Source organism: Paenibacillus sp. cl141a (assembly GCF_900109305.1).
Classification (GTDB): domain Bacteria; phylum Bacillota; class Bacilli; order Paenibacillales; family Paenibacillaceae; genus Paenibacillus_AQ; species Paenibacillus_AQ lautus_A.
On record NZ_FNZO01000007.1, the window covers coordinates 230,164 to 255,090 of the forward strand.

Consider the following 24,927-nt stretch of genomic DNA (forward strand, 5'->3'; position numbering starts at 1 on the left):
ACTCCTTCATGAAGCCTCCGGCACAGGCGGAGGTGATTTTTTCCAATTATACCACGCTGTATGTCGCAGATAAAAAAAGAAGCCGGGCAGCCTATCACCCAAGCTTCTTTCAATATCTCACATTAAGAAATTCCTTCCAGTTTCTTCTCCCTGTCATGCGTTTTGAACTTATGAATATAACGGGAAAGCACGCCATGTCGCGGAGAGGACAGAAAGCTGATGATAAATACGATTCCGGTTGCGAATGCCATGGATCCCGAAATGGAGGTGTCCAGCCATACCGCGATATAATAGCCCATAAATGCCGATATGACGCCAAAGGCCCCGCTTAATGCCAGCATGATGGAGAGTTTATCGGTCCACAGATAAGAAGCTGCGGCAGGCGTAATTAACATAGCCACCACCATGATCGCCCCTACGGCATCAAAGGATGCCACCGTTGTGATGGAGACGAGCGACATGAACACATAATGCATAAGCACGACGGGAATGCCGATGCTGGCCGCCAGAGCCGGATCAAAGGAGGTGATCTTCCATTCTTTATAGAATGCCAGGATCACGATAAGTACGACCAAGAGAACGGCAGCCAGCATGAAGGTCGCTTTCGGTACCTCGCCTAAAAGCGGAACGTACATCACATCCCATGGCACAAACGTGATTTCGCCCATGAGCGCATGCTTTGTATCCAGATGGGCGTTGCCAACCTGTGTCGCAATCAGGATGACGCCGATGGCAAACAAGGTTGTGAAAACAACGCCGATGGATGCGTCCTGCTGTACGCCCCGGGAATAAAACCATTGAACAAGTACCGCCGTCAGCAGGCCGGCTATGATCGCACCGATCAACATATGCGGACCGCTGAGTTCTCGGGTAACGATAAACGCCGTTACGATACCGAGCAGCACGGTGTGGCTGATGGCATCGGCCATCATCGCCATTCTGCGCAGAATCAGGAACACGCCGACGATGCCGCAGGACAATCCGACGAGCGAGGCTGTGAGTAAGATCCATGCGGTATAGGTCATTGATTGCTCCCCCTCTCCGATATCCGGGAACTTATAACGGCTTGACTACCCACGTCCACATGTTGTTTTTTCTGGGAGCGGAGCTGCAGAGCCTGAATCAGCAGACCCTTCTCTGCCCCAAAGACCAGAGAGATCGTGAACAACACGGAGGAAGCTACAACGATGAACGGCCCTGTAGGCCATCCTTTTCCCATCGTGCTCACGAGTGTACCGACAAACCCGGCGCCGCCTCCAAATATAGCCGACAGAATGACCATCATTTTGAAGGATTGAGTCCAATATCTTGCGCTGACGGCCGGAATGATCAGCATGGCCGCCATCAAAATGACGCCCACGGCCTGAATGCCGATGACGATGACAAGTACGAGCACCCCCATATAGAGGGTATTCATCAGGCGACTGTTCATCCCTAACCCCCGGGCAAAATCAGGATCGAACAGAAATAGCTTCCATTCCTTAAAGCCAATCGAGACTACGAGAATGACCAGAACAGCCAGGATTAACATCGTAAATACATCCTTGCGAACCATGGATGCAGCCTGACCGAAAATAAAGTTATCCAGTCCGCTTTGATTCCCGCCGGCCGTACGGTTCACGATCGTGAGCAGCATAATGCCCAATCCGAAAAACACGGATAGAATCATGCCCATGGCCGTATCCTCCTTAATGCGGCTGGAGGTCCGGATCCACTGGATCATCCAGGCCCCGATCAAAGCGCTGGCGGCTGCCCCGAGAATCATGACCAGCAGGTTCTTGCTTCCCGTCAACGCAAATGCGATCACGACACCCGGCAGCGCCGCGTGAGACAATGCATCGCTCATCAGGCTTTGCCGCTTCCAATAGGCAAGACAGCCGATCATGCCGGCTGCCATGCCCAGGATTAACGTGCTTAACAGTACCCACTGTGTGTTCGGCGATAATAATGAATTGAGCATGTATTACGCCTCCTTCATCCAGCGAAGCGAACCGCCGTATGCACGGTATACTTGATCCTTCGTGAAGACTTCTTCCGTCTTCCCGTGCGCAATGACCGTACGGTTCAACAGCAGCACATGGTCGAAATAATCTTCAACCGTCTGCAAATCGTGATGGACCACCATCACGGTTTTGCCCGCCGTTTTCAGATCCTTCAGGGTAGTCATAATCGCCCGCTCGGTTGCGGCATCGACACCAGCTAACGGCTCATCCATGAAATAGAGATCGGCATCCTGAACAAGCGCTCTTGCGAGGAATACGCGCTGCTGCTGTCCCCCGGAGAGCTGACTGATCTGCCGGTCGGCGAAGTCCGCCATGCCCATCTGGTCGAGCGATGCCATTGCTTTTTCCTTATGGCTCTTGTTCGGTCGTTTCAGCCACCCCACCTGTCCGTATAAACCCATCATAACGACATCCAGCGCATCGGTCGGGAAATCCCAGTCCACGGATCCCCGCTGCGGCACATAGCCGACGCGGGTTTTCGTTTTGCTCAAGCTGGATCCGAAGAAGGAAACATTCCCCGACAGCTTCGGATGAAGCTCCAGCATGACTTTCAGCAGCGTGGATTTGCCGGCGCCGTTCGGGCCGACGATGCTGGTTAGCGAGCCCTGCTCCACGCTGAAGGACACGTTGTGAAGCACTTTGTTTTTTCGATACGATGCATGGAGATCTTGAACTTCAAGTACAGACATCTTATTCACCACTTCCTGATAACGCGTGATAGATTGTTTCGACATTGTGACGGTACATCCCGATATAAGTGCCTTCCGTCGTTCCTTCCTCGCCCATGGCGTCGGAGAAAAGCTCGCCACCGAGCTTAATGTCAAGCCCTTTCTTGGCGGCGCCCTCAATGACAGCATTGATCGATGCCGGGTTGACGCTGCTCTCGACGAACACGGCAGGCACCTTGTGCTCCAGCAGAACGTCGATCGTGCCGTTAATATCCGAGAGGCCGATTTCATCCTCAGTGCTCAGGCCTTGAAGTCCAACGACTTCCAGACCATGCATGCGGCCGAAATACCCAAAGGCATCATGAGCGGTGACCATGACCCGCTGCTCTTCCGGTATTTGCCCCAGCTTATCCTTGGCTTCCGCCTTCAGGTCATCTAATTCCGCAAAATACTTCTGCTTGTTCTCTTCAAAATAGTCGGCATCGGCCGGAGACAGTGACTTTAACTCTTCCACCGCAGAGTCCAAGGAGGTCTTCCATAGATCGATATCAAACCAAACGTGGGGATCGGTTGCCTGCGCATCATCCTGAAGCAATTGATCCTTTGGAATGGCGTCCGCAATCGCGAGTACGGGTTTGTTTTTTCCGATCTGTTCGAAGATTTCCGTCATATTGCCTTCCAGATGAAGACCGCTATAGAAAATAACATCCCCGCTATCCAACTTCTTGATATCGCCTTGTGTGGCATTATATAAATGCGGATCGACGCCAGGACCCATCAAGCTCAGCACCTCCACCCGATCTCCTCCGATAACGGAGATGGGTTCCGCAATCTGTCCAATGGTGGTCACCACGCGTATTTTCTTGCCTTGCTGCTCGCTTGCCGCTCCGTCCTGTTTCACTTCTCCCTTAGCACATGCGGATAACACCAGCAACAAACTCAGAATGGCTGCCCCCATAAATAATCTGCTTCTTTTAGTCCCCTTGTTCTTCATCTTTTTCTCCTCCACTCCAAATAATAAATGAGAATGACCATTCTAATGTGAAATTAAGCAACCTCGTCCTGCTGTCATCCAATTGTTTTGCTCTAATGCAACTTTAATTCCTATGTACAAAAAATAATCCATCTTTAGGTTTTTGTCAATGTTATTTTATAAATTCATACATGCGGTATCTCAATCCATTTCCTCAAAAGCTTGATTTAACCCATAATATCCGAGTAATCAGGAGATATTTTTCGCATAGGCAAAATATTTAGCTATATTTAAATATTTTAATAGGTCAAGGCTTCATTCATGTTCCATGCACAAAAAAGACGACTTCTCGTCAAGAGAAATCGTCTTCTTTTCCTATTGTTTGATCAATCACAACCCTTGGGTTATCCAAAAAACCGAATGTGCGCAAATTTGGTTTTAAACCGGTCGAGTTTCTTCCTGGCATTGCTGCGGTTATCAGGCAATAGCTTCACATCGGCCAGAGCACCGATCGTTTCAACCACTTCATCAATCGATAGATGATCGGTATCGATATGACGCTGGAACACTTCATTCGAGAATCCGCTCATGCACCGATCGATTTGCTGCGCTGCCCACGAATTCGCACCTTCCCCTCGGCTCCGCAATCGTCTTAGCAGGACTTCCTTGGAAGCACACAACGTGAAATGCCGGACAACCACGCCATCCCGTCTCAGGTTCCCAACGATTTCATCGAAATATGACTCGTTTGATATGGTCATCGGAGCAATGATCAATTGATCGGATTCCTGGTCCATATACTTGAACATGGAGTAGTTAAACTCCCTCCACATCGGATAATGCTGAAAATCATCGCGTGTGGCATCCTTCGGAAGATTATCGCGAATGAAATAACCTGCATTCTCCGGATCGTACACGTACGAGTTCGGTATTCTTCGCTGCAGCTCATGCGCAGCCTGGGTTTTGCCCGAGCCGAATGCGCCGTTCACCCAAATAATCATAGATGAAAGAATCCCTTCCTTATCAGGGTTTTGCTTGTATCAAATGTCGTCTCTATGTAAAATTATGCTTTTCTCAGAAAGTCCGGCAATCGAGTCAATGTTTTTCCGTGATCGCGGACAAATCCATATTGTTCGTATAGACCATGAGCATCCCGCGTCGACAAGATGCCGAATAAATTTCGGTAGTCATCGCTGGTGGTAATCGTTTCGATTAACTTTTTTCCTATGCCATGCCCACGATAAGACTCATCCACAAACACATCGCATAACCAATTCACGGTTGCGTCGTCGGTCACGACCCTGGCAAATCCGATCTGCCGGTTGTCGATATAGGCGCCAAAACATGTTGAGCCCTCTAGCGATTTCTTAATTTTTTCATCGGAGCGTTCGTTAGCCCAATAGCTTTGACGCAAAAAATGTACAATGGCGTCCATATCCAGGAGGGAAGGGTTGCTGCTTATCAAAATCCGCTTCAGATCGAAGTCCATCGTCACACCGTCAGTTCCTTTTACCGGAGCCAAATGCAATCACGTAATTGTCCGGATCCTTGATCGCAAAATCCTTCCACACGCCCCAGTCTGCTTCCATGAGCACAGGCTCTTGGACCACTTCTGCCCCGCTGGAGGTCAATTCTTCATATAATTCATCTAATTCGTGGTGCGTGTCCACATAAGCATATGTATCCCATGGCGTCTGTTGGTCCTTGCCTGCCGGATTCGGGTTAACGTCCGTCATCGTTGCCGCCTGAATCAGTTTGAAACCGAGCGCAAAATCATCTCTGACTGCCCAGACATCGTTCACTTCACAACCGAGCACCTCTTCATAAAATTTCTTGGATCGGGAAAGATCGGATACCAAGCGAACTTGAACTGAGAATTGAATCTTGCTCATAAAATCATCATCTCCGGCTACTTTTCTTTCCATAATACAATCGTCCGATTCGCTTAACAAGAACTTTTCGTAAGTGCTGTATGCTAAGAATAAAATTCGATGGCAGGGTGGCCTGCATACGTGGTTTCCGAATATTCGCCCGCCTTATATTCCGAGATGATCGTTGACCAGAAGTTTTGAGCCGGCAGATTTTTTTCCAGCCAAGCGATGCTCCACTTCCCCCTGAACCATTCGAATACTTGGAAAGCCGCCTGTTTGCCGATAGCTTGCTTGCGGTATTTCTTTAGAATAAAAAATTCTGCCATGGAGTAACCGGGTGCTGAAAGATCTGATGCTTCGATTTCCCTCACCAATACAAATCCGGCAAGCTTCCCGGATACTTTGACAAAGTAAGGGTGGCGTCCCTCTTCGGTCCAGTAATGGTCTAAATACTTATAATCGTAAAGACCGTGCTCGTTAACGTCATTATCGCTGTCATCCTCATACGGACTCATATCGTATTGATATAACTCCATGAGGCTGCGCAATACGCTCTTCTGTTCATATGAAATCCTTGCAAGTCTCACAATCTCACCTCTCATGATATCTCAATGGTCAAACCATCTTCTGGTCATAAACTAGCAATTTCCATCTATTGCTGAGCCATTCAATAGCTTGTAAAATATAACAGTTAATATATCACACATAGTTAAGGAGAGAAACCCATGACGACAGTCCAACAGCAAGCGGCCAAGCGAGCCATGATCGAATGGCTGGCTAATGAACGAGAGCTTGGACATCAGCCCAGCAAAATCGAATTAGCCGGAGAATTCAATCTCCATGGCATGCAATACTACATATTCAAATATAAGAAGACCATGCTTGGAAAATGGCTGGTTGGCGTGTGCGGCGGTTATGAATATGCCTCGGACACCGAGCATTGCGGTCATGTATTCAGTGAGATGCAGCCTTATCATCCTGACACCGCGGAGGAAGAAGCGATATCCATGGTCAATATGATCCGGGAGTATTGGATGCAGCAGGCGGCGCAGTATGAATCGGCGGAGAATCCAGAGGATGACGCAGCAGACAACCAAACATCCTCCGGCATATTCAACGGCTTCGTTCTGTTGAACTCGCCCGAATGCGATCTGGAGCAGATCAAAGCCAATCTTCTGCGCGATTGGAGCATCTCCTACTCCCCGGAAACCGGCAGCGCCGAAGAGGAGAAGGAAGGAATGCTGGTCTTTGAGACGGAGGGCTGCATGATTGCAGTCAGCTTCATCGATGCCCCAGTGCCGGATGGTGAGGCCGAGCATTACGCTCAAGAGAATTACCTGTGGCCGGAGGCCGCCGAGGTCACCCGAACCCATGTTGCCCAGCTTATTCTGGCCGTGCTTAAGCGCTCCGCGTCTCCGCTGGATAGCGGCAAAGTGTTCGCCAAACTCGCGGCCAGCTGCCTGAAGCTGCCGAATGCCGTCGGGCTCTATTCGTCCGGCACCGTATTTCAGCCCGAGTTCTATATCGAGATGGCCGAAACGATGAAGACCGAAGATCTGTTTCCCCTGTTAAATCTCGTATATTTTGGTTTAGTTGGCACCGAAACCGGAATCAACGGATATACCTATGGGCTCAGAGCCTTCGGCAAGGATGAGATCGAGGTGCTGGACAGCCAGGTGACCCCTGCCGAGCTCCGTGAATTCCTGATGGACATTGCTTTATACATCGTGGAGCAGGACGTCACGCTAAGGGACGGGGAAACCATCGGCTTCTCCGCGGAACAGAAACTTCCGATTACCCGCTCCGAGGGCGTGTATCTTCCTGATGACACTCTTAAAATCAAGTACTGAATTTAACGAATCAACTCTCCGACAAAGCACGCCAAGTCATCGAAAAGGACTTGGCGTGCTTTTTATATCCCACGACTACGCCTTTCTTGACGGCTTCCATTCCATGATGGAATTTTGAAACTGGCATACGCTGGGCGGCCGCTATCATTTTGCCAAATTGCTCGATTTTGCTATAATTGAAATTGCATTAAATCTATATTTAATGCAATTTCTGTTCTAAACGATTGGACGGGTGTGAAGCGATGAACTATACCGAAGTTTTTGAGCACTATGAACGGGAAGTAAAGCTGTTTCTCTCCTATATGAAGGATCGCGAATACGCCAAGGATACACAACAGGCCTACCTTCATGATATCAAGCACTTCCTGAACAGCCTTGAGGGGAAACCCATCACGGTAGTCACGGATATTGAAGTGATGTATTATCTGACGCAGGTGCGGGAAAGCGGTGCCGGCGCACGATATCGAAATCGCTGCCAGTCCGCCATCCGTCTCTTCTATAAAGTCATGATCCGTTTCAAATTGGCGAGCACCAATCCTGCCATGGATATCGAAAAAGCCAAGGTGGAGAAGAACCGTCAGCCTACCTATCTTCAAAAGCCGATTCTGGATGCTTGCCTGAGCGGGATTGAAGGAAGATATAAAATTCGAGACGTGACCATCATCGCGCTTATGGCCTATGCGGGTCTTCGGGTTAGCGAAATCGTGAAGCTGAATGTATCGGACTTTGATCTGGAGAACTCCAGCATCGGGGTGCTGGGTAAGGGTAATAAATGGAGATACATCCCCCTCCCCGCCGAATTGAACAATCTGCTGCAAACGTACCTCGAAGAACGGATGGCTCCCAGAAGCTCAAAGGATAACGCCTTCTTCGTATCGCAGTTTCGGCGCAGAATCAGTAAACGCATGGTGCAGACGATAGCCGAGAAGACGTTTGAGGCGATGACCGGGCAGTTTCCGCAGTTATCCGGGCAATCTCTATCCGCTCATAAGTTAAGACACTCCTTTGCCACCGAGCTGCTGCGCAATGGGGCTGATCTGCGTGCTGTGCAGGAGCTCCTCGGACATGAGGATATATCTACCACCCAGATTTATACCCATGTGCTGGATGAGACAAAAGAACGCGCCATGAACAAAATCCGCCCGGCGATCCCTCTTCTCTTCTCACCTAAGCCGTGACAAAGGATACGTTTTGCAAGCACTCAACCTGTAACATAGTCACTGCTCATGTTCCTTCTGCAAGTGAAAACGGCAGCAACAACCATGCTGCCAAAGGAAGTTCGGATTCCCAATGCCCGTATGTACGCGAAAAAGCCCCCTTATACAAGGGGGCTTTCCTGCAAATATGATGATCCTGTTACGCCTGAATGAACAGGCTGAACTCCTGGCCGTTTTTGACCGGTTCCTGTGCCATGGTGTAACCGTGTTTGACGACTTCCTCCGGCACGTTCCGAAACGCGGACGGACAGTCCGAAATGACCTGAAGCGTTTGTCCTTTTTTCATATCACGCAGCGTTTCGAGTGTATAGATGACCGGGTAAGGACAAGATTCACCCCGGAGATCCAGTGTAAAATCAACGGACATGGGTTGCATCCCCTTTCTTGAATCCTACGCCGAAGCGGTAGTTTTTTTGCCAGTACGCGGCGACAGCGAATCCGACCCCGAGTACGAGCAGCGTAACCATTAATGCAGCCGCCGGACCCATGGCGGTGATCAGGTTGACAGGCGAGCCGCTCTTCACAAGCAGATTGTATACCCCCATGTGATCCCAGGCGTATGCTAATGCGGTAGCTCCTACAATGTTCCCGATAAAGACAGGCAAGAAGACAACCTGTCCTTCCATCAAACGGTACATCATGCCGGTTTCGCAGCCGCCCGCCATGACGATGCCCAGACCGAACAGGAGTCCGCCGATCAAGGTGCTAGGAGCGGTGATTTTCGTAATCGGCTCTAATCCGTACACAAGTATAATGACCAGCGTAACGACGGAACTGACTGCCATGCCCAAAGTAATCGCTTTGGTCATCGTGGCCCGGCCGCTGATCCACAGATCACGAAAAGCGGAAGTGAAACAGATCTGCCCTCGTTCAATCAGAATGCCAAACGCTGCGCCGAACAGGGCGGCGGTCCCCAGCATGGTGCGGCCCGTTGCATAGAAGCAGACAATCAGCGCAAGGTAAGCCAGACCGAGTACTGCCCCTAAGATCGGTTGCCTGTTTTTGCCCTGTTTAACGCTTTGCAAGCTGCCGCCCTTTTTCAACACGGGCTTGCCTTTCCACCATCTTGTGTTGACCAGCTTGGCGCCAAGGAAAGTGCCTGCCCCCGTAGCCACGATGAAGATCCAGGCATGGAGCGAGAACTGGGGCACACCGGTAAAAAAGGCCGCGAGGTTGCAGCCCAGGGCGAGTCGGGCTCCGAAACCCGCGATAATGCCTCCGGCAAACCCCTGTACATAACGCCGCTTCTGTCTCGGCATGCGGATCTTGAAATTACCGCTTAGCAGAATCGTAATTAGGGCTCCGATGAACATCCCCCAGACAATCCAGCCGTCGGTCCGCGTCCAGGTCGTGCCGTTCATATGGACGAGGTCGAAGTACGCCCAGCCGGAAACATCCATCCCCACAAATTCCAGAAGATGCCCGCCCAGACGGGTGAACTCACCGGTTACGGCCCAAACCGTATGGGTGATTCCGAAATAGACGGCGCTGAGAATACCGGCCATAACCATAACCAGATAGGGACTCCAGTAATTCCCGAACCATGTTAAATATAAATTTTTCACCTTGCTCAATAACTCCTCTGCCGCAAAATTAACGATCCTGATCCATCATAAACCCACAAATTTCATTTTACTATAAAATCCATCCTGCGGAACAGAAAGATTAAACAAAAAAAGCCGCGAAATTCGCGACTTCTTTTGCTTGCAAATGGCGAGTTTTACATGCTCGTACACGTTTACAGCGGCGGGTGTTCCACTCCCATTTGTATCCACCCTTCCTTTGAAGGGCCATATACCGCCGGGATATTCAATCCCGCTTGTCGCATCAGAACGGTAACCTGTCCTCGATGGTGGACTATATGCTTGATCAATCCCATGAAGATGGTAGCATTGGATTCCTGACGACCGAAAGCATTCTGAACCTGCGTTAACGTAACATCCGTCCATTGTTCTTCAACTGCTTTTGCTGCGTCGGCACTTAGAAGCTTAAACGTCTCCGCGATTTGCTTTGCTGCAGGCACTTCCGTTGAATTTGGTATCTGCTCGATGACAAAGCCAAATTCAGACAAATATTCAGGAATATTCGTTACGAAGTGCCATGCAATCCTTCCGAGCGTCCTCCCTTCAGGATATACTTGCTGCTGTAAGGATTCATCCGTCAAACTGTCTAAAATCCTTTGCGTTAGAGCGGCTTCGTTCTTCCATTCCGTGATGAAATCGGCAACGGTTCTATACATGATAACCCCATCCCTCCTTGAGAAACTCGTTCTCTGCTTGGTAAAATCGGTTACACGTTCCATCCCCCCGGGAGAGGACGTCGGATGACGTGCTCAATCCAATCATAATGGCCAATAGTGACAAGTATTGTCATCAATACAAGATTTTATTTGCGATCTTTGGAAGCGGGGCATTGGCTCCGACGACCACTTTCCAATTGTGATTGCATGAAGCCGTTATGAACCCACGTCCCGATATATACTCCTCCACTAAATCTGCCGTATCGATGAGAATCTCGCGAATCACTCTCTTGCCCCGGAACATGACGTAGTCTCCTCCTCCGCTAGCCCGGTAGCTGTTCATGACCACATCCAGCTCCTTCTCGTCCGGGAGATCCACTCCGTTGTATTTCAGCTTGATCACCCTGGATCCCGGAGGCTCCGCAATGTTTAGCGTATATTCAATGCCTTCCCACATGTCATAGTTATAATGCTGGGGTTTCGGCTCCAAATATGCCGGATTTACGGCAGGGCTCCCGTTCGGGCCGACCACGAAATAGCAGGCCGTCTGCTCCAGCGCGGCCCGGATGTCTTTGCCGGTCAGGCGCAGCACGACCAAGGTATTCGGAAACATGAAATTCGTAAGGATATCCCGCCTCGTAATGATCTCTCCGAAACCCTTGGAAGATTCGCTTAGTAAAGCCGCGCAGGAAACGTTAACCCCCGCGAATTCAAGCTGCACGCGATGAATGAACTCGATAAAAGGATGCTCCGTAAGCCGGCAGGCTGCCGGATCGCTCAGGCTCATGCTGCCGTGAACGCGTCCAATCGTTTCGTTGAGCCATGCCTGAGTCCTGTCTTCGAGGTCCCCGCTGGAAAAAAGCACGGTCTTATCGGCCGCCGTCCCGTGCTCCGGTCGCAGCAGCTCGGCTCGTTTCTCCACGATGACCCAGCGTTCTTGTTCCCGAACGAGATCAACGCTGATTTTGCCGATAGCCTGGCCGTTGCAGCCGGGCTGAACGACAGCCACCCCATGCAAATGCGTACCAAGTAGGCGATGCTGGTGCCCGGTGATCAGCACATCGATGCCATTCACCTCAGCACACATCGCATAGGCCTGATTTTCTCCCGTCAGATTTTCCGCCGGCTCCCCCGTCTCCATATCACGCTCGAATCCGCCGTGGTATGCCACGATCATCACATCGGGCCGCTCTTCCCTTCGGATGCGCGGCACCCATTCCTTGACGGTTTCTAAGGCATCATGGAATTCTAGACCCTGAATGTGAAACGGGTTCTCCCATTTCGGAATATAATGCGTCGTCACACCTAGAACCGCCACCTTGATGCCGTTCAGATCCTTGATCAGGTAAGGCCGTCCGAAAGCGGGCTTCTTGCTGCCCTGCAGCCGGATGCCTGCTGACAGCCAAGGGAATACGGAACTTCGCACGACGTTGTCCACGGTCCCCATACCATAATTGAATTCGTGGTTTCCCAGCACCGCCGCATCATAACCCAGTCCATTCATAGCCGCAATCATGGGGTGTATTTCGACATTGTTTTTCAATGCATAGGCAGCCAGCGGAGATCCCTGAATCACATCTCCATTATCAATCAGCAGCAAGTCCGGATGTCTGCGCCGTTCTTCACGGATCAGGGACGCCAGCTTGCCAAGTCCGATATCCCGTTCGTCCCGGGTTCGGTAATCGGTTGGATACAGATGTCCATGCAGGTCGCTAGTAGCCAGCACGGCGATCGTTCTTGTGATCGTCGATTTCATGCCATCCCTCCTGTTCGTACCTTCTCCTTCCTATTCTATCAACCGAGATGCAGCTTTATATTAAAATTCCAAAACTTTACAAAGAGTTATCAATTCCTTGACAGACCATTAACACTCAATCCTTATAGTGAAGCAGGTAAGACAAAATAGGAAATCTAAAAAACGGAGGTCATTGCTTTGAAAAAATGGATGAAATTCACGATGCCCCTGCTCTTATCCGTCGCTGTCCTCAGCGGATGTGGAGGGAATGCCGACACCGGCGGCAAAGCCGCTGCTAACGCGAGCCAGGAGAAACCGCAAGGTACGAATGCGGACAGCAGCCCAGCATCGGAACCGACCGGTTACGTCCCGGAAAAACTGACGGTGCAATTCGTCCCTTCCCAGAATGCGGACACGCTTGAGGCCAAAGCTAAACCGCTAGAGAAGCTGTTGTCCGATAAAGTCGGCATCCCGGTAGAGGTCAGCGTATCGACCGACTATAACACCATCGTAGAGGCAATGGCATCCAAGAAAGTGGACGTCGGCTTTCTGCCGCCCACCGCCTATGTATTAGCCAAAGAGAAAGGCGCTGCCGAAGTCATTCTTCAGGCCCAGCGTTTCGGCGTCAAGGATGAAACCGGCGAACCGACGGAAGAGCTTGTTGATTTTTATAAGGCGATGCTGATCGTGAAAAAAGACGCTGCCATCCAATCCGTGGCTGATCTGAAGGGAAAGAAAATCGCCTACCAGAACGTCTCGTCTTCTGCCGGCTATGTATGGCCGGCTGCAGTCTTGATGGATAACGGAATCGATCCGCTGAAGGACGTTCAGCCGGTTACGGTCAAAGGTCATGATCAGGCAGTCCTTGCCGTGCTGAACGGCGATGTCGACGCGGCAGCCATTTTCCAGGATGCCCGCAATGTCGTCAAGGGGGATTACCCGACCGTGTTTGAAGATACGCGCGTGCTGACCTATACCGAGAAGATTCCGAACGATACGATCAGCGTGCGTTCCGATATGAGCCCGGAATGGATGGAGAAGCTGCAAAATGCGTTTATCGAGATCGGGCAAGACGAGGAAGGCCACAAAATCATTTCCGAAATTTACACGCATGAAGGTTATGTCAAATCGGATGACACTCAATTTGAGATTGTCCGGGAATATGGCGAAAAGGTCAAGACCGAGTAAAAAGATAAGGGACTGAAGACCATGATTGAAATTCGCAATGTTTCAAAAACATACGCTAATGGAACCAAGGGATTACATCATATAAATCTGACGATCGACCGCGGCGAGTTCGTGGCGATCGTCGGGTTGTCCGGTGCCGGTAAGTCGACCCTGCTGCGGTCGATGAATCGGCTTCATGACATTACCGAGGGAGAAATCGTGATCGGCGGCCAATCGATTACATCGGCCAAGGGCAAGGAACTGCGCCGCATCCGCCGGGATATCGGGATGATCTTTCAGAGCTTCAACCTGGTGAAGCGCTCTTCCGTGCTTCGCAATGTGCTGGCCGGACGCGTCGGCTACCATTCCACCCTGCGTACCCTATTGGGCCGTTTTCCCAAGCCCGATATGGACTTGGCCTTTCAAGCGCTGGATCGGGTAGGCATTGTCCAAAAGGCGTATGCCCGCGCGGACGAGCTTTCCGGCGGACAGCAGCAGCGGGTCGCAATCGCCCGCGTGCTGGCGCAGGAGGCCAAGATCATTCTGGCGGACGAGCCGGTGGCTTCCCTGGATCCTTTGACCACAAAGCAGGTCATGGATGATCTGAAACGGATTAACGCGGAATCCGATATTACGACCATCGTGAATCTGCATTCGATCGATCTGGCTAGACAGTACGCTACGCGGATTATCGGTATGCGCGCCGGAGAAATTGTTTTTGACGGCCCCGTGTCGGACGCGACGGACGAGCGATTTACGGAAATATACGGACGGCCATTCGGCAAGGATGGAATATTGGAGGAAACGGCGGTATGAAGATGGAACTCGATACGGCGCCATTCGAGCAACCGGTGCAGCCTCCCCTGCTTCGTCCGAAACCGCCGGGCAAACTAAAGCATTACTTAACGGCGGCTTTCCTGCTGCTTCTGGTATGGGGCAGTTCGCTTCAGACGGATGCTACCTTCAAGGAGCTTGTGGAAGGTCTGCCGAACATGCTCGACCTGCTGCGGGAAATGTTCCCGCCGAGATGGAGCTATCTCGACAACATCTGGCAGGCGATGCTGGAGACGATACGCATGGCGCTGATCGGGACCACGCTTGGCGCCTTTTTGGCGGTTCCGGTGGCGCTGCTATGTGCAGGCAATCTGATCAAGAGCCGCTGGATCACTTATCCGGTCCGCTTTTTGCTGAACTTGGTCCGTACGATTCCGGACCTGCTGCTCGCCGCTTTTTTTGTCGCGATACTGGGACTTGGTCCACTGCCGGGAATCTTTGCCCTATCCGTTTTTTCGCTGGGCTTGATCGCGAAGCTCACCTATGAAGCGCTGGAAGCAATAGATCCCGGTCCGCTGGAGGCCATGACTGCAGTCGGTGCAAATCTGGCACAGTTGATCGTGTATGGCGTCGTCCCGCAAATTCGGGCGCATTTCGCTTCCTTCACCTTGTACACGTTCGAAATCAACATCCGTGCCGCTGCCGTACTCGGTCTGGTAGGGGCCGGCGGCATCGGTCATTATTATGAAGTGACGCTCGGCTTCTTCGAATATGACAAAACATGCATGATCATCATCTTCACCCTGGTCGTGGTCCTGGTGATCGATTACCTTAGTACGAAATTGCGGGAGAAATGGATATGAGCAAATCATGGAACGACGTCGTTCCCCAACCGAAAAAAAGCCGCCTCCGCTTACTGATCTACGCCCTGCTTGCCGTTGTTTATATCTGGGCCTTTGCGGGCATTCCGTTCTCCGGGATCAAGGAGACCGCCGGTCAGGTGACGAAGGCCATATTCACCGGTTTGTTTTCGCCGGATTGGGATTTTGTCTACTTGCCAGGCGGAGAAGATCTGCTTCGGGGCATGCTCGATACGCTGGCCATTTCCATATTGGGGACGGTCATCTCGGCATTGATCTGCATCCCGTTCGCTTTCTGGGCCGCAGCTAACATGAGCCGGACGGTATTCGCTTCCGGTTCGGGCAAAACGCTGCTCAGCTTGATCCGCGTTTTTCCCGAAATCGTGATGGCGCTGCTGTTTATCAAGGCGGTCGGGCCCGGATCTTTTGCCGGCGTACTCGCATTAGGTCTGCATTCCGTCGGCATGCTAGGCAAGCTGTTCTCCGAAGAGGTGGAGCAGATTGATACGGGTCCGACCGAGGCACTGATTGCTGCGGGGGCGACGCGGCTGCAAATGGTGCGATTCGCCGTACTGCCGCAGGTGCTTCCGGGTTTTCTCTCGTATATCCTTTACCGTTTCGAGATTAACCTTCGCTCCGCCACTATCCTCGGGGTCATTGGCGCAGGCGGCATCGGCACACCGCTCATTTTTGCGCTGAGCTCACGGAACTGGGACCGCGTCGGCATCATTTTGCTCGGCATCATCGTGATGATCACCGTGGTCGATTTCATTTCGGGATCGCTCCGGAAAAAGCTGGTTTAACCAACCGTGAATAACTTTGGAAGCATCCTCCATACTAGGGAAGAACAACAGATTTGAACCTAGGAGGAACCCTAATGCTCGACAACTTGGAAAGCGACTACGACTGCTCCAAAGCCGGCGACGATCTCCATCAACTGAAGCAAGAGCTTGCTGCGTTGCGGGGACAAGGCACTGGAGACTCGGAAACCCAGGAACGATTGAACCGATTGGAGAATCAAATCTCCTTCATCATGAACAAGTGCGACATTCATCATTAACGTGCAACCTCCCTCTTACATTCGAGATCTGTTATGATCTTGCCAATAACAATGTCACACCATTGATTTTGATTGGCATGGATCTTCAAAACCCCTCCATGATTAAAAAAACCTCGTATCCGTGAAGGATACGAGGTTTTTAAGTTATTCCTTGTTGACCAGCAGATAGAGTATCGTCTACTTTACCACGTATTCCATAGTAAATGCACATCCCGCGCTTCTGTAATAGAGACTGCCGAGTCATCATTTTATCAACCAATGTTATTTCCTCCAGCTAACATCGGCTATAATCTCAAAGTAAACGTAGCGATCGTTTAAGAAAAAAAATATACAAGAACCCGAACCTTTTTTCGATACAGAGACAATATAGGGTGTAAGCTGCTTACCCAGGAGGGCCCTCTGAATGCAAAGTGAATATATGTTCCAATTACTCCAACAAATGAAAGACGGTGATCAACAGGCATTTCATGCGATGTATGATGCCACCTATCAGGACGTCTACCGTACCGTTTCCTTTCTGGTGGATCATCCGCAGGACCGGGAAGATGTCATGAATGAGATATATATGCAAATGTGGACGTCGCTGGCCAATTACGATACGAACCGCCCTTTCCATTTCTGGCTGCATGGCCTCGTCATCCGTCAAGTGCAAAGATTTCGAGTCAAGCGCTGGCGGAGATTCCGGATTTTCGAGCGCATTCGTGCCTTCGCCCGGGAAGAGTCGCATTGGGATCAACCTTCGGTATTGATGGACGGGACGAACCAAATGATATCGCAGGCCATTCATAAACTGACGGCTAAACAGCGAACGGTCATTATTCTCCGCTTTTTTCACGACTATACGCTGGAGGAGATTGCTGCCCTGCTCGATATTCCGCTGGGTACCGTCAAGTCCAGATATCATGCGGGCATCCAGGCGCTTCGAAAAAACATATGGAATCTCCTCCCGGAAAGGATGGAAAAGATCAATGACTATTGAACGCAAGATCCGAGAGCATCTGCGCAAAGAAGCAGAAACGTTGGATTGCCCTCAAGCCATTACCAACCGAATCGAACAATCCTATACACAATATTTGCAAAGACAAAGGAGTGGAAAAACCATGAAAAAACGTTTTATAGCTGGAATAGTAGCAACGGCGATTTTGATTCCAACCGCAGCATTTGCTGCCCCTACCCTGATTGAAATGCTGACCAGAACGCCGATGACCATTGAACAAGTCAAGACGGATGAGATTGGCAAAGCTACCCTTGAGAAGCTGTACCGCGCATTTCCCGAAACCAAAAAGTTTGAAATCATCGATGCAAGCACCGTTCAAGGTGTCCAAACCAGCATCATCCTCCAGGAAAAAGGAGGAACCGGCAAAAAGATAGCCCTTCATACCAACAGTATGACGGGTGAGATCGAACACGTGATTCAAGAGAATTGGGAGCCTAAGGAGAAGCCGCTCACGGCTTTAACCGAACAGGAAATCAAGTCGAAGGTCGATCAACTGATCCATGCACTATACGGCAGCAATGAAACGTACGAGTTTGCTATGGAGCCAATGGAAAATCCGGATCAGAAAACGTTGATGCTGAATTACACCCAAAAGGGATCAACAACCCCCTTCTATCAGGTCCTGGTTCAGGGACATTCCATCAGTCTTTCGCTGATTGGAGGTGAAACGTCGTCCTCAGACGATAAAGTAGAAGGTTTCTTCACTACGAATGGCAAGCCTGATTATTTTGCAGATGCCTTTTTGAATGACGACAAACTTTTTTCCTTACTTAACATGAGTCCGATTGAACTAAAACAAGAATTAGCTAAAGGTAAATCCGTAGTGGAGATTGCAGCATCCAAAAATGTCTCGAAGCAGCAGGTTGTGGATGTCATTGCACAATCACAGGTTGATTTACAAATCCAAAGTGAAGCAAATGGCGAACTTCCTGCCAACAACCTTTCAAATGATCACATGTTACAAGCGATTGAACCGAAAGTATTGCAAGTTATTGAATACAGAACGGTAACCCCATCGAAGAAATAACTCATTGATTCAACCAAAAGCCGGATTCCTTCATGAAGGAAAACCCGGCTTTTTCATTGAATCCAATCTATGCACATTTTCGTTAAAGGGCTTGCCCCTCCTTTACTTGCCCCAATGATTTTAAGCAATATACTTCGTGCTTTCTTGGATTTCGTCCCATTCCTCATATTCATTATCTCAGTTTGTGTCACGTTCATCTTCTCTTGTCCTGTTCGGTTAGTTAGGCTTCCTCCATGTGCCGCTAATGAAATCTTAACCCATGAAGATGTACTCCCCGTAACGACAATATGAACGGAGTATGAACTGGCAAAAAAAACTACGGTCTCACATGCAAGGAAGTTTGCGCATGAGCCGCAGCTATGATTTTAGACTATGAATCTAATGAATGTACAGGCGTTGTAACCGGTTCATGACACCATGTCCAGCTTGTCCGATTACCGTGAAGTTGAAGCCCATCATCCTTCAGTTATCCGACTCTGCTCTTTTTTTGAATTTCATGATGGACCAGACAACCAATAGCACCAGAATGGCCAGACATACGCTGATGCTGACACGGTTCTGACCGTCAATAAGAAACAGGACCGCGATCACTGACAAGCAGAGGGCAGTTACCCCGGTTATGTAGGGGAACCCCCATACCTTAAAGCTGGGCTGCTTCGGATAAGCTTTGCGCAGTTTCAGCTGCGAGAAACAAATGCAGATCCATACCAGCACAACGACAAAGCCAGGGACCGCCATCAAAACCCGAAACAGCTGGTCTTGCGCGATCAGTCCAAGCAAGGAACCCGCTAATAGTATGATCGCACAGAGTTTCAACGTATTAAGCGGTATGCCTTTATTCGTGGTTTTGGCCAAGCTCTTTGGCGCCTCTCCGGCGGCTGCCATGGAATAAATCATGCGCGTCGCGCCATATATGCCGGAATTGGCTGCCGACAGCACGGCCGTCACGAGAATAAAATTCATGATGTGGGCCGTTCCCTGAAGCCCGGTAGCCGACAGCACTTGAACAAAAGGACTCGCCTCTCCGCCGAGCTGGTTCCACGGAATCAATCCGCATATAATCAGAATCGGCAGCGTGAAGAACAAAATCACCCGTAAAATAAAATTGCGCACGACTTTCGGCAGGATTTTGTCCGCATGCTCGGTTTCGGTCAATGTGAGTCCGATCAGCTCGGAGCCGCCATACGAAAAGGTAACGACCAGCAAGGCGGAAAAGATGGCAAACCATCCGTTGGGCAGGAACCCGCCGTGCGCTGTGAAATTGTTAAGGAACGGGGCATCGGAACTCGGAATCACTCCGAACATTAGTAAGCTCCCGAGCACGATAAAGATCATAATCATGGCGATTTTGATGCCCGCAAGCCAGAATTCCACTTCGCCAAAGCTCCCGACGCTCATCATATTGATGAGAATAATGAGCGCTGCGCTTGCCAGGCTCAGCATCCACAGCGGCACGTCGGGAAACCAGTACTGCAGAAAGCTGCCTGCCGCAATCACTTCGATTACGCAAACCGACAGCCACATAAAACAATACATCCAGCCCATGACAAAGGATACCCGCTCTCCGAACGCTTGCCGAACAAAGTCCTTCATGTTTCGCCCCGGATATACCGTAGCCATCTCCGTCATGGCACCCATCACGACCAACAGCAGCAGTCCCGCAAAGATATAAGAAAAGATCACGCCCGGTCCGGCAAGACCGATCGTCTCGGCGCTTCCCTTAAATATGCCGGTGCCGATGACGCCGCCCATAGCCATAAAGCTGATATGCCTTGGCCTCAATTTCTTCTGTAGTGAATCTCCATCTTGTATTGCCATATGCATATCCTCCTGATGACGATCGTATAAACCCAATGATTAGTATAACCTTTTCGGTAAAGGAAGCAAAAAGAAATTATTAGTTTACATAATATTTATTACGGTAACTATTTATTCTCTGAATCCAATTCATGGATTTGGGAGACCAGGTCTTCCGAATTGGTACGGAACGTTTGGTTCGAATCGGTCCAGGCCGATTTCAGAAAATAGGACGCATGAAACCGCCATCCTTGATGATCCGGATTAAAATCCAATTGAATCTCACGCCCCGGCCTTCCCCGGTACACTCTCGAACCGGGTTTGCGCCAGCTGCCGATTTGGGTGATCCTGTCCGGATTCTGGCCCGTGATATATGTAAACCGATTATTGTAGGGGATGTCCTTCAAATAGAATTTGGGACACCCCACGGCAAACACCTGAACTTCCTGCAATCCAAACTTCTCTTTCATATATAATCCTGTTCGGTAGGCCACTATGCCCCCAGCACTGTGCCCGATCAGGATCAGGCGGTCGCAGCCTGCGGCATGGTCGCGGATGATCTCCCCAGCGTTGATTACTCGAAGGGAGCGCTCACGCGCCAGATCATAGCCGACTTGAGTAAGCTGCCGGGCCAACAGACGGAATAAAGCGCCCCCCTCCCTGCCGTTGGCCATCCCGTAAGGAAAGATCATCACAATTTTGGCATTTGGGTATCTTCGGGCTATCTCGATGGCTGCGTCTTCAAAGTTATTCCGATAGGTCAGAACTCCGGCAAAAAAACAAACAACCGTACTGCAATCCAGGGAACAGGTGCTATGGGGAGATACGAATGCTTCAGTCATGTTTCTAATAGCCCCCTCCTAGTTCGTTTCAAATTCCTTGTACAATATAATAAACCCTCATGATCACCATGCATCCGTATCTGCATGGTATCATGAGGGTCCTGCTTTCTTCCAATCGGCTCGTCTTATTTTTTGGCAGCCAACCATTGGGACAGTACATTAATTTCGTCTTCCGTCAGCTTGCCCTGGAATGCCGGCATTCCATTGCGCCCATTCGTGATGATGCCCGCAATTTGGCTGGCATCGTATTTGGATCCTACGTTTTGCAGGCTGGGAAAGCTTCCGCCTCCGCCTAAGTCGGTAGCATGGCAAGCCATGCAGTTGGCATTATACAGTGACATGGCTTCATCGTTGGTTGCATTCCCGCCGGTTGCTCCTTCCGGAGCTTGTCCGCCGTTTTCTGCAGGAGCTGGTGCTGGCTCGGATGTCTTATTGCCGCCGCATGCTACCGCTGCAAAAGCGAAAGTTGTCAATAGCAGTACAAACAGTAACCCTTTTTTGAACATTGTTGAAACTGCCTCCTTTAGTATAGTGCGAGCTATACTAACAGCCCGCCTTTTTTGCTGTATTCCAGGATTCCCTCCGCTGTACGATAAGCAAGAGCCCCGACCGTCCCGGTCGGATTATAGCCGCTATTATGCGGGAACGCGGATGCGCCTACCACAAACAAATTTTCCATATCCCACATTTGCAAGTAGTTGTTGACGGCCGAATTGCCAGGGTTCTCTCCCATAATCACCCCGCCGGTATTATGGGTCGATTGGTATGTCGTAATTTCGTAAGGTCCCAGTTCCTTCAATTTCATAATGTTCTGGCCACCCATCTCCTGCACGATCTCCGCGCAGCGATCTGAAAGATACCTGGCCAACTGGCGGTCCTGCTCTTCGAAATCAAACGTGATTCGAATCAACGGGTCTCCGAATGCGTCCTTATAGGTGGGATCCAAATCCAGATAGTGATGCCTAAAAGGCATTGATGAGCCCTGAGAGCCTACGGACAGCACGCTGTTTGCATACTTCAAGGAATTCGCCTTAAACTCTTTTCCCCAACGCGGTGATTCCTCCGGTACCGGATTGTTTTGAATGGGTCTTTGTCCGGTTATGGTGTGGGCAATGTTCCCCCCATGAATGAACTTCAAGTCCGAGTGATCAAAATTGTCGCCGTTAAAATCGTCCAGACCCATACCTAGGCTTCCCGCACCGGCAAACAGATTGAATTTATCCTCAAAAAATCCGGCGGCATTCCCCTTGATCACCTGATAGGCATAGTTTTTGCCAATGACGCCCGTCCCGCTGGACGAGTCGTATGGTTTGCCGATTTTAGAGAGGAGCATCAAACGGGTATTGTTAAATACGTATCCCGTGGATACTACGATATCCGCCGGTTGTTCGATTTCCTCTCCGGTCGTGAGGTCCGTGTACATGACGCCCGTTGCCTTACCTCCCTTATGCAAAATTCTTCGAACATAAGAATGGGTTCGGATTTCGAACTTTCCGGTTTTTTTCGCAACAGGAATCACGGTAACGACAGGATCCGCTTTCGCTCCGTATTCGCAGCCAAACCGCTCGCAGTATCCGCAATACTGGCATGCGGCTCGTGATATGCCATCCGGATTCGTGTAGCTTTCCGACAGATTGGCAGAAGGAACCGTATACGGATTGAGTTTCAGGTTTTTCGCAGCATCCGCAAACATCTTCATGGATGGCGTGTGGAGCATAGGCGGTGTAGGGTACGGATTCGAACGTTTCCCTGCCAAGGGGTTTTCCTCGCCGGAGATGCCGGTCGTCTTCTCGAACTTATCAAAATACGGCTCGAGCTGATCGTAGGTGATACCCCAGTCCTGGATCGTCATTTCCGGCGGTATTTTATCTTTCCCATAACGTTCTTCCGTCATGCTCCGGATTTTAAAATCGTAGGGCAGGAAACGGAACGTTTGCCCGTTCCAGTGCACGCCGGCTCCCCCCAGTCCCTCCCCTAACAGAAACGATCCGTACTGCCTCATCGGCAGTGCACGTATTTTTTCGGTGCTGCGAAAGGTAATCGTTTCTTTGGAAAGGTCCTGCATTAAATCGTACCGAAGCGCGTAACGGAGCTCATCGTGAGCCATGTAGTAGTCTTCCGTTACCCTTTCTTTACCTCTTTCCAAACCGACGACGGATAAACCCTTCTTGGTCAATTCCGAGGCGATAATCCCGCCAGCCCAGCCGACGCCGATAATGACAACATCCGTTTTCGGTAATTTTTTGGCCATTTGTGTACTCCTTTCGCTATGGATGAGCTGTTATAGGTGGTCCTTTAAACTCTTCGGCGGGATGACGGTGAAATTCTTCTCAATAATATTCGTGTAAGCCATTTGGTTACCCGGATATTGGCGCATCGTCCAGCCCTGCATATTTTTATTGCCACCGTATAGGGGATCGCTGTAAACCCCTTCCAATGTGCTGCTGCGAAGCAGGTTGAAGAACCCGCTGGCCGAAATCGTTGTCAATTTGACATCGTCGTTCTGAAAGGCAGTTAACACGGCATCCTGTTCCTCCGGCGCCAGGCTCGGGAAGTCTTTTTGATACTTTTTCTGACTGTAGTTCTGAATCTCGCGGAGACCAATATAGAATATCTCTCGCCGTCTTAATCGGCCTTGATAGCCTTGCGTTTTCTCTCCAACATAGAAAGGGGGCTGCATATAATCTCTTGCATTGAAACCCCAATCACCGGCCAGCTGGTGGTCGATGAAAAATGCAGCGCCCAGCTCTTTGGCTCCAGGACCATTGTCATCCGCCGGAAAAATGCGTTCTACGGCTGCTTCCGTAATCCTGTATTGTTCCTGGTTAAAGAACATTAACGCTTGGTTGTAGTTGTTTTCATTCTGCGCCGGCGCCGGCGCTGCAGGCGGAGTTTTCTGCTTGGGCAGAAGATAGCCGAGTACACCGCCCAGCACGACACCTCCCACGGCATAACCGGAGTTTCTCAGAAACTTCCGCCGTGACATCGTCTGCGAGCCGTCAGGCTTCGCTGGTTTCGTTTGTTGTTGGTCTTGTTCGCTCAAACTTTCAGCACCCCTACTCTTCATCATTTTGAATAATGGGTATTGTCCCCATCAAAATTTCATTCATACATTATTCTCCATCCGGGCATGATAAAATTACTACCGATATGGAGGCGAATGCTCATGAAACCATTTTGGAGCAGGTGGAAAGGTCCCCTCTTGGGTTCCGTACTGCTTCTTTCATTAACAGCCTGCTTGAATCAAACAGACAATCAACAAAATGCGCAGTCTACCCAGCCAGGTAACCCCGACACTGTTCACCTGCACAGTGCCGATGTGATTCCGAGCTATCATGGGCCGAAAACCGAAACGACCAACGTCCAAGGCAAAACCACTAGCGGTATGGGTATGTCCGTGTACAGCATGATCGGTTCATCCAGCCTGCATGAAGGCGGCGTCTCTTCCCATGTACAGTCAAGACTCGCAGGTCAAGGCATCGACGGAGTGAAGGCTTTTGTCTTGAATGACACGATTGTCCTGGCACGCGCAGAATCACAGGTTTCTTCCAACCACTATGACAGCATGCAGAAGAAGGTGTTAAGTCAGACGGAAGGAATGTCGGGCAAAGGTGAGCCGAACGAAGGTGTCATGGGAGTCAAGGCCGCGGACAACGATAATATGTCGCAAGCCAAAGAGCAAGTGAAGAATATGTTTAATGAGGAAGTGCAAATTCTGACGGTGACCAATCCGCAAGCACCTGCGCTGATAAACCGCATTGCCACGAAGCTGCATGATTCACCGCGCGATGAGTCGATAGCCAGGGATATTTCGGAGCTGCTTCGGATGGCTTCGGATAAAAAATAG

The 24,927-nt window shown here is 50.2% G+C and carries 27 protein-coding genes; 10 read left to right on the forward strand and 17 right to left on the reverse strand.

Annotated elements, in window-relative coordinates:
* Positions 1–122 precede the first annotated feature (122 nt).
* The 8 genes from BMX45_RS20105 to BMX45_RS20140 all read right to left on the reverse strand — a co-directional run bounded on the left by BMX45_RS20105 (position 123) and on the right by BMX45_RS20140 (position 6,102).
* Positions 123–1,025, reverse strand: a complete 903-nt coding sequence (locus tag BMX45_RS20105) for a metal ABC transporter permease (RefSeq protein ID WP_090911220.1) — start codon at positions 1,023–1,025, stop codon at positions 123–125.
* Entirely contained in the window at positions 1,022–1,960 is a 939-nt protein-coding gene (locus tag BMX45_RS20110; RefSeq protein ID WP_090911221.1) for a metal ABC transporter permease, read from the reverse strand. Before BMX45_RS20110 ends, BMX45_RS20105 begins: the two co-directional genes overlap by 4 nt.
* Before the next feature lie 3 nt (positions 1,961–1,963).
* Positions 1,964–2,692: a metal ABC transporter ATP-binding protein gene (locus BMX45_RS20115; protein WP_090911222.1), complete on the reverse strand. Its 729-nt coding sequence runs from the start codon at positions 2,690–2,692 to the stop codon at positions 1,964–1,966.
* A gap of 1 nt (position 2,693) precedes the next feature.
* Positions 2,694–3,665 carry a metal ABC transporter solute-binding protein, Zn/Mn family gene (locus BMX45_RS20120; protein ID WP_090911223.1) on the reverse strand — a complete coding sequence of 324 codons (972 nt, stop codon included), beginning with the start codon at positions 3,663–3,665 and terminating at the stop codon, positions 2,694–2,696.
* 383 nt (positions 3,666–4,048) lie between these two features.
* Complete coding sequence (locus BMX45_RS20125) at positions 4,049–4,645, reverse strand: AAA family ATPase (protein ID WP_090911224.1); 597 nt, start codon at positions 4,643–4,645, stop codon at positions 4,049–4,051.
* Between the two features lie 62 nt (positions 4,646–4,707).
* Positions 4,708–5,133, reverse strand: a complete 426-nt coding sequence (locus BMX45_RS20130) for a GNAT family N-acetyltransferase (RefSeq protein ID WP_090911300.1) — start codon at positions 5,131–5,133, stop codon at positions 4,708–4,710.
* A 10-nt stretch (positions 5,134–5,143) separates the two neighbouring features.
* Complete coding sequence (locus BMX45_RS20135) at positions 5,144–5,569, reverse strand: VOC family protein (protein ID WP_254778150.1); 426 nt, start codon at positions 5,567–5,569, stop codon at positions 5,144–5,146.
* A 50-nt stretch (positions 5,570–5,619) separates the two neighbouring features.
* Complete coding sequence (locus tag BMX45_RS20140) at positions 5,620–6,102, reverse strand: GNAT family N-acetyltransferase (RefSeq protein WP_090911226.1); 483 nt, start codon at positions 6,100–6,102, stop codon at positions 5,620–5,622.
* Positions 6,103–6,240: 138 nt separating this feature from the next.
* Between BMX45_RS20140 and BMX45_RS20145 the strand changes: the two genes are divergently transcribed.
* Both BMX45_RS20145 and BMX45_RS20150 read left to right on the forward strand, forming a co-directional pair.
* Positions 6,241–7,365, forward strand: coding sequence for a DUF4261 domain-containing protein (locus BMX45_RS20145; RefSeq protein WP_090911227.1), 1,125 nt, complete (start codon positions 6,241–6,243; stop codon positions 7,363–7,365).
* 242 nt (positions 7,366–7,607) lie between these two features.
* Positions 7,608–8,543, forward strand: coding sequence for a tyrosine-type recombinase/integrase (locus BMX45_RS20150; RefSeq protein WP_090911228.1), 936 nt, complete (start codon positions 7,608–7,610; stop codon positions 8,541–8,543).
* A gap of 178 nt (positions 8,544–8,721) precedes the next feature.
* Here BMX45_RS20150 and yedF read toward each other — a convergent pair whose 3' ends face one another.
* The 4 genes from yedF to BMX45_RS20170 all read right to left on the reverse strand — a co-directional run bounded on the left by yedF (position 8,722) and on the right by BMX45_RS20170 (position 12,577).
* Entirely contained in the window at positions 8,722–8,949 is a 228-nt protein-coding gene (gene yedF / locus BMX45_RS20155) for a sulfurtransferase-like selenium metabolism protein YedF (RefSeq protein WP_015735163.1), read from the reverse strand.
* Positions 8,939–10,147, reverse strand: coding sequence for a selenium metabolism membrane protein YedE/FdhT (gene yedE, locus BMX45_RS20160; protein WP_090911229.1), 1,209 nt, complete (start codon positions 10,145–10,147; stop codon positions 8,939–8,941). The genes yedF and yedE overlap by 11 nt, the downstream gene beginning before the upstream one ends.
* A gap of 173 nt (positions 10,148–10,320) precedes the next feature.
* A complete protein-coding gene (locus BMX45_RS20165; RefSeq protein WP_090911230.1) occupies positions 10,321–10,821 on the reverse strand; it encodes a DinB family protein in 501 nt (166 codons plus the stop codon).
* Between the two features lie 133 nt (positions 10,822–10,954).
* A complete protein-coding gene (locus tag BMX45_RS20170; protein WP_090911231.1) occupies positions 10,955–12,577 on the reverse strand; it encodes a bifunctional metallophosphatase/5'-nucleotidase in 1,623 nt (540 codons plus the stop codon).
* Positions 12,578–12,766: 189 nt separating this feature from the next.
* Here BMX45_RS20170 and BMX45_RS20175 point away from each other — a divergent pair, with 189 nt between their 5' ends.
* From BMX45_RS20175 to BMX45_RS20205, 7 genes are all read left to right on the forward strand, one after another.
* Entirely contained in the window at positions 12,767–13,744 is a 978-nt protein-coding gene (locus BMX45_RS20175) for a phosphate/phosphite/phosphonate ABC transporter substrate-binding protein (protein WP_175495173.1), read from the forward strand.
* 21 nt (positions 13,745–13,765) lie between these two features.
* On the forward strand, positions 13,766–14,539 hold the full coding sequence (gene phnC, locus BMX45_RS20180; RefSeq protein ID WP_090911232.1) for a phosphonate ABC transporter ATP-binding protein: 774 nt from the start codon (positions 13,766–13,768) through the stop codon (positions 14,537–14,539).
* Positions 14,536–15,360 (forward strand): phosphonate ABC transporter, permease protein PhnE, encoded by an 825-nt coding sequence (phnE, locus tag BMX45_RS20185; protein WP_090911233.1) that lies wholly within the window; start codon positions 14,536–14,538, stop codon positions 15,358–15,360. Before phnC ends, phnE (BMX45_RS20185) begins: the two co-directional genes overlap by 4 nt.
* The gene (phnE, locus tag BMX45_RS20190) at positions 15,357–16,160 is read left to right on the forward strand and encodes a phosphonate ABC transporter, permease protein PhnE (RefSeq protein WP_090911234.1); all 804 of its coding nucleotides are present in this window, start codon (positions 15,357–15,359) and stop codon (positions 16,158–16,160) included. The genes phnE (BMX45_RS20185) and phnE (BMX45_RS20190) overlap by 4 nt, the downstream gene beginning before the upstream one ends.
* 74 nt (positions 16,161–16,234) lie before the next feature.
* Positions 16,235–16,417: a hypothetical protein gene (locus BMX45_RS20195; RefSeq protein ID WP_009590220.1), complete on the forward strand. Its 183-nt coding sequence runs from the start codon at positions 16,235–16,237 to the stop codon at positions 16,415–16,417.
* Positions 16,418–16,820: 403 nt separating this feature from the next.
* A complete protein-coding gene (locus tag BMX45_RS20200; protein WP_090911235.1) occupies positions 16,821–17,396 on the forward strand; it encodes a sigma-70 family RNA polymerase sigma factor in 576 nt (191 codons plus the stop codon).
* Positions 17,386–18,441, forward strand: coding sequence for a hypothetical protein (locus BMX45_RS20205; protein ID WP_175495170.1), 1,056 nt, complete (start codon positions 17,386–17,388; stop codon positions 18,439–18,441). The genes BMX45_RS20200 and BMX45_RS20205 overlap by 11 nt, the downstream gene beginning before the upstream one ends.
* A 462-nt stretch (positions 18,442–18,903) precedes the next feature.
* Here BMX45_RS20205 and BMX45_RS20210 read toward each other — a convergent pair whose 3' ends face one another.
* The 5 genes from BMX45_RS20210 to BMX45_RS20230 form a co-directional block, all read right to left on the reverse strand.
* A complete protein-coding gene (locus BMX45_RS20210; protein WP_090911236.1) occupies positions 18,904–20,259 on the reverse strand; it encodes an amino acid permease in 1,356 nt (451 codons plus the stop codon).
* A gap of 107 nt (positions 20,260–20,366) precedes the next feature.
* The gene (locus BMX45_RS20215; protein WP_090911237.1) at positions 20,367–21,080 is read right to left on the reverse strand and encodes an alpha/beta hydrolase; all 714 of its coding nucleotides are present in this window, start codon (positions 21,078–21,080) and stop codon (positions 20,367–20,369) included.
* 125 nt (positions 21,081–21,205) lie between these two features.
* Positions 21,206–21,586, reverse strand: coding sequence for a c-type cytochrome (locus BMX45_RS20220; RefSeq protein ID WP_090911238.1), 381 nt, complete (start codon positions 21,584–21,586; stop codon positions 21,206–21,208).
* A gap of 32 nt (positions 21,587–21,618) precedes the next feature.
* Entirely contained in the window at positions 21,619–23,331 is a 1,713-nt protein-coding gene (locus BMX45_RS20225) for a GMC family oxidoreductase (RefSeq protein WP_090911239.1), read from the reverse strand.
* A gap of 30 nt (positions 23,332–23,361) precedes the next feature.
* Positions 23,362–24,123, reverse strand: coding sequence for a gluconate 2-dehydrogenase subunit 3 family protein (locus BMX45_RS20230; RefSeq protein WP_090911240.1), 762 nt, complete (start codon positions 24,121–24,123; stop codon positions 23,362–23,364).
* Between the two features lie 123 nt (positions 24,124–24,246).
* Here BMX45_RS20230 and BMX45_RS20235 point away from each other — a divergent pair, with 123 nt between their 5' ends.
* Positions 24,247–24,927 (forward strand): hypothetical protein, encoded by a 681-nt coding sequence (locus BMX45_RS20235; protein WP_090911241.1) that lies wholly within the window; start codon positions 24,247–24,249, stop codon positions 24,925–24,927.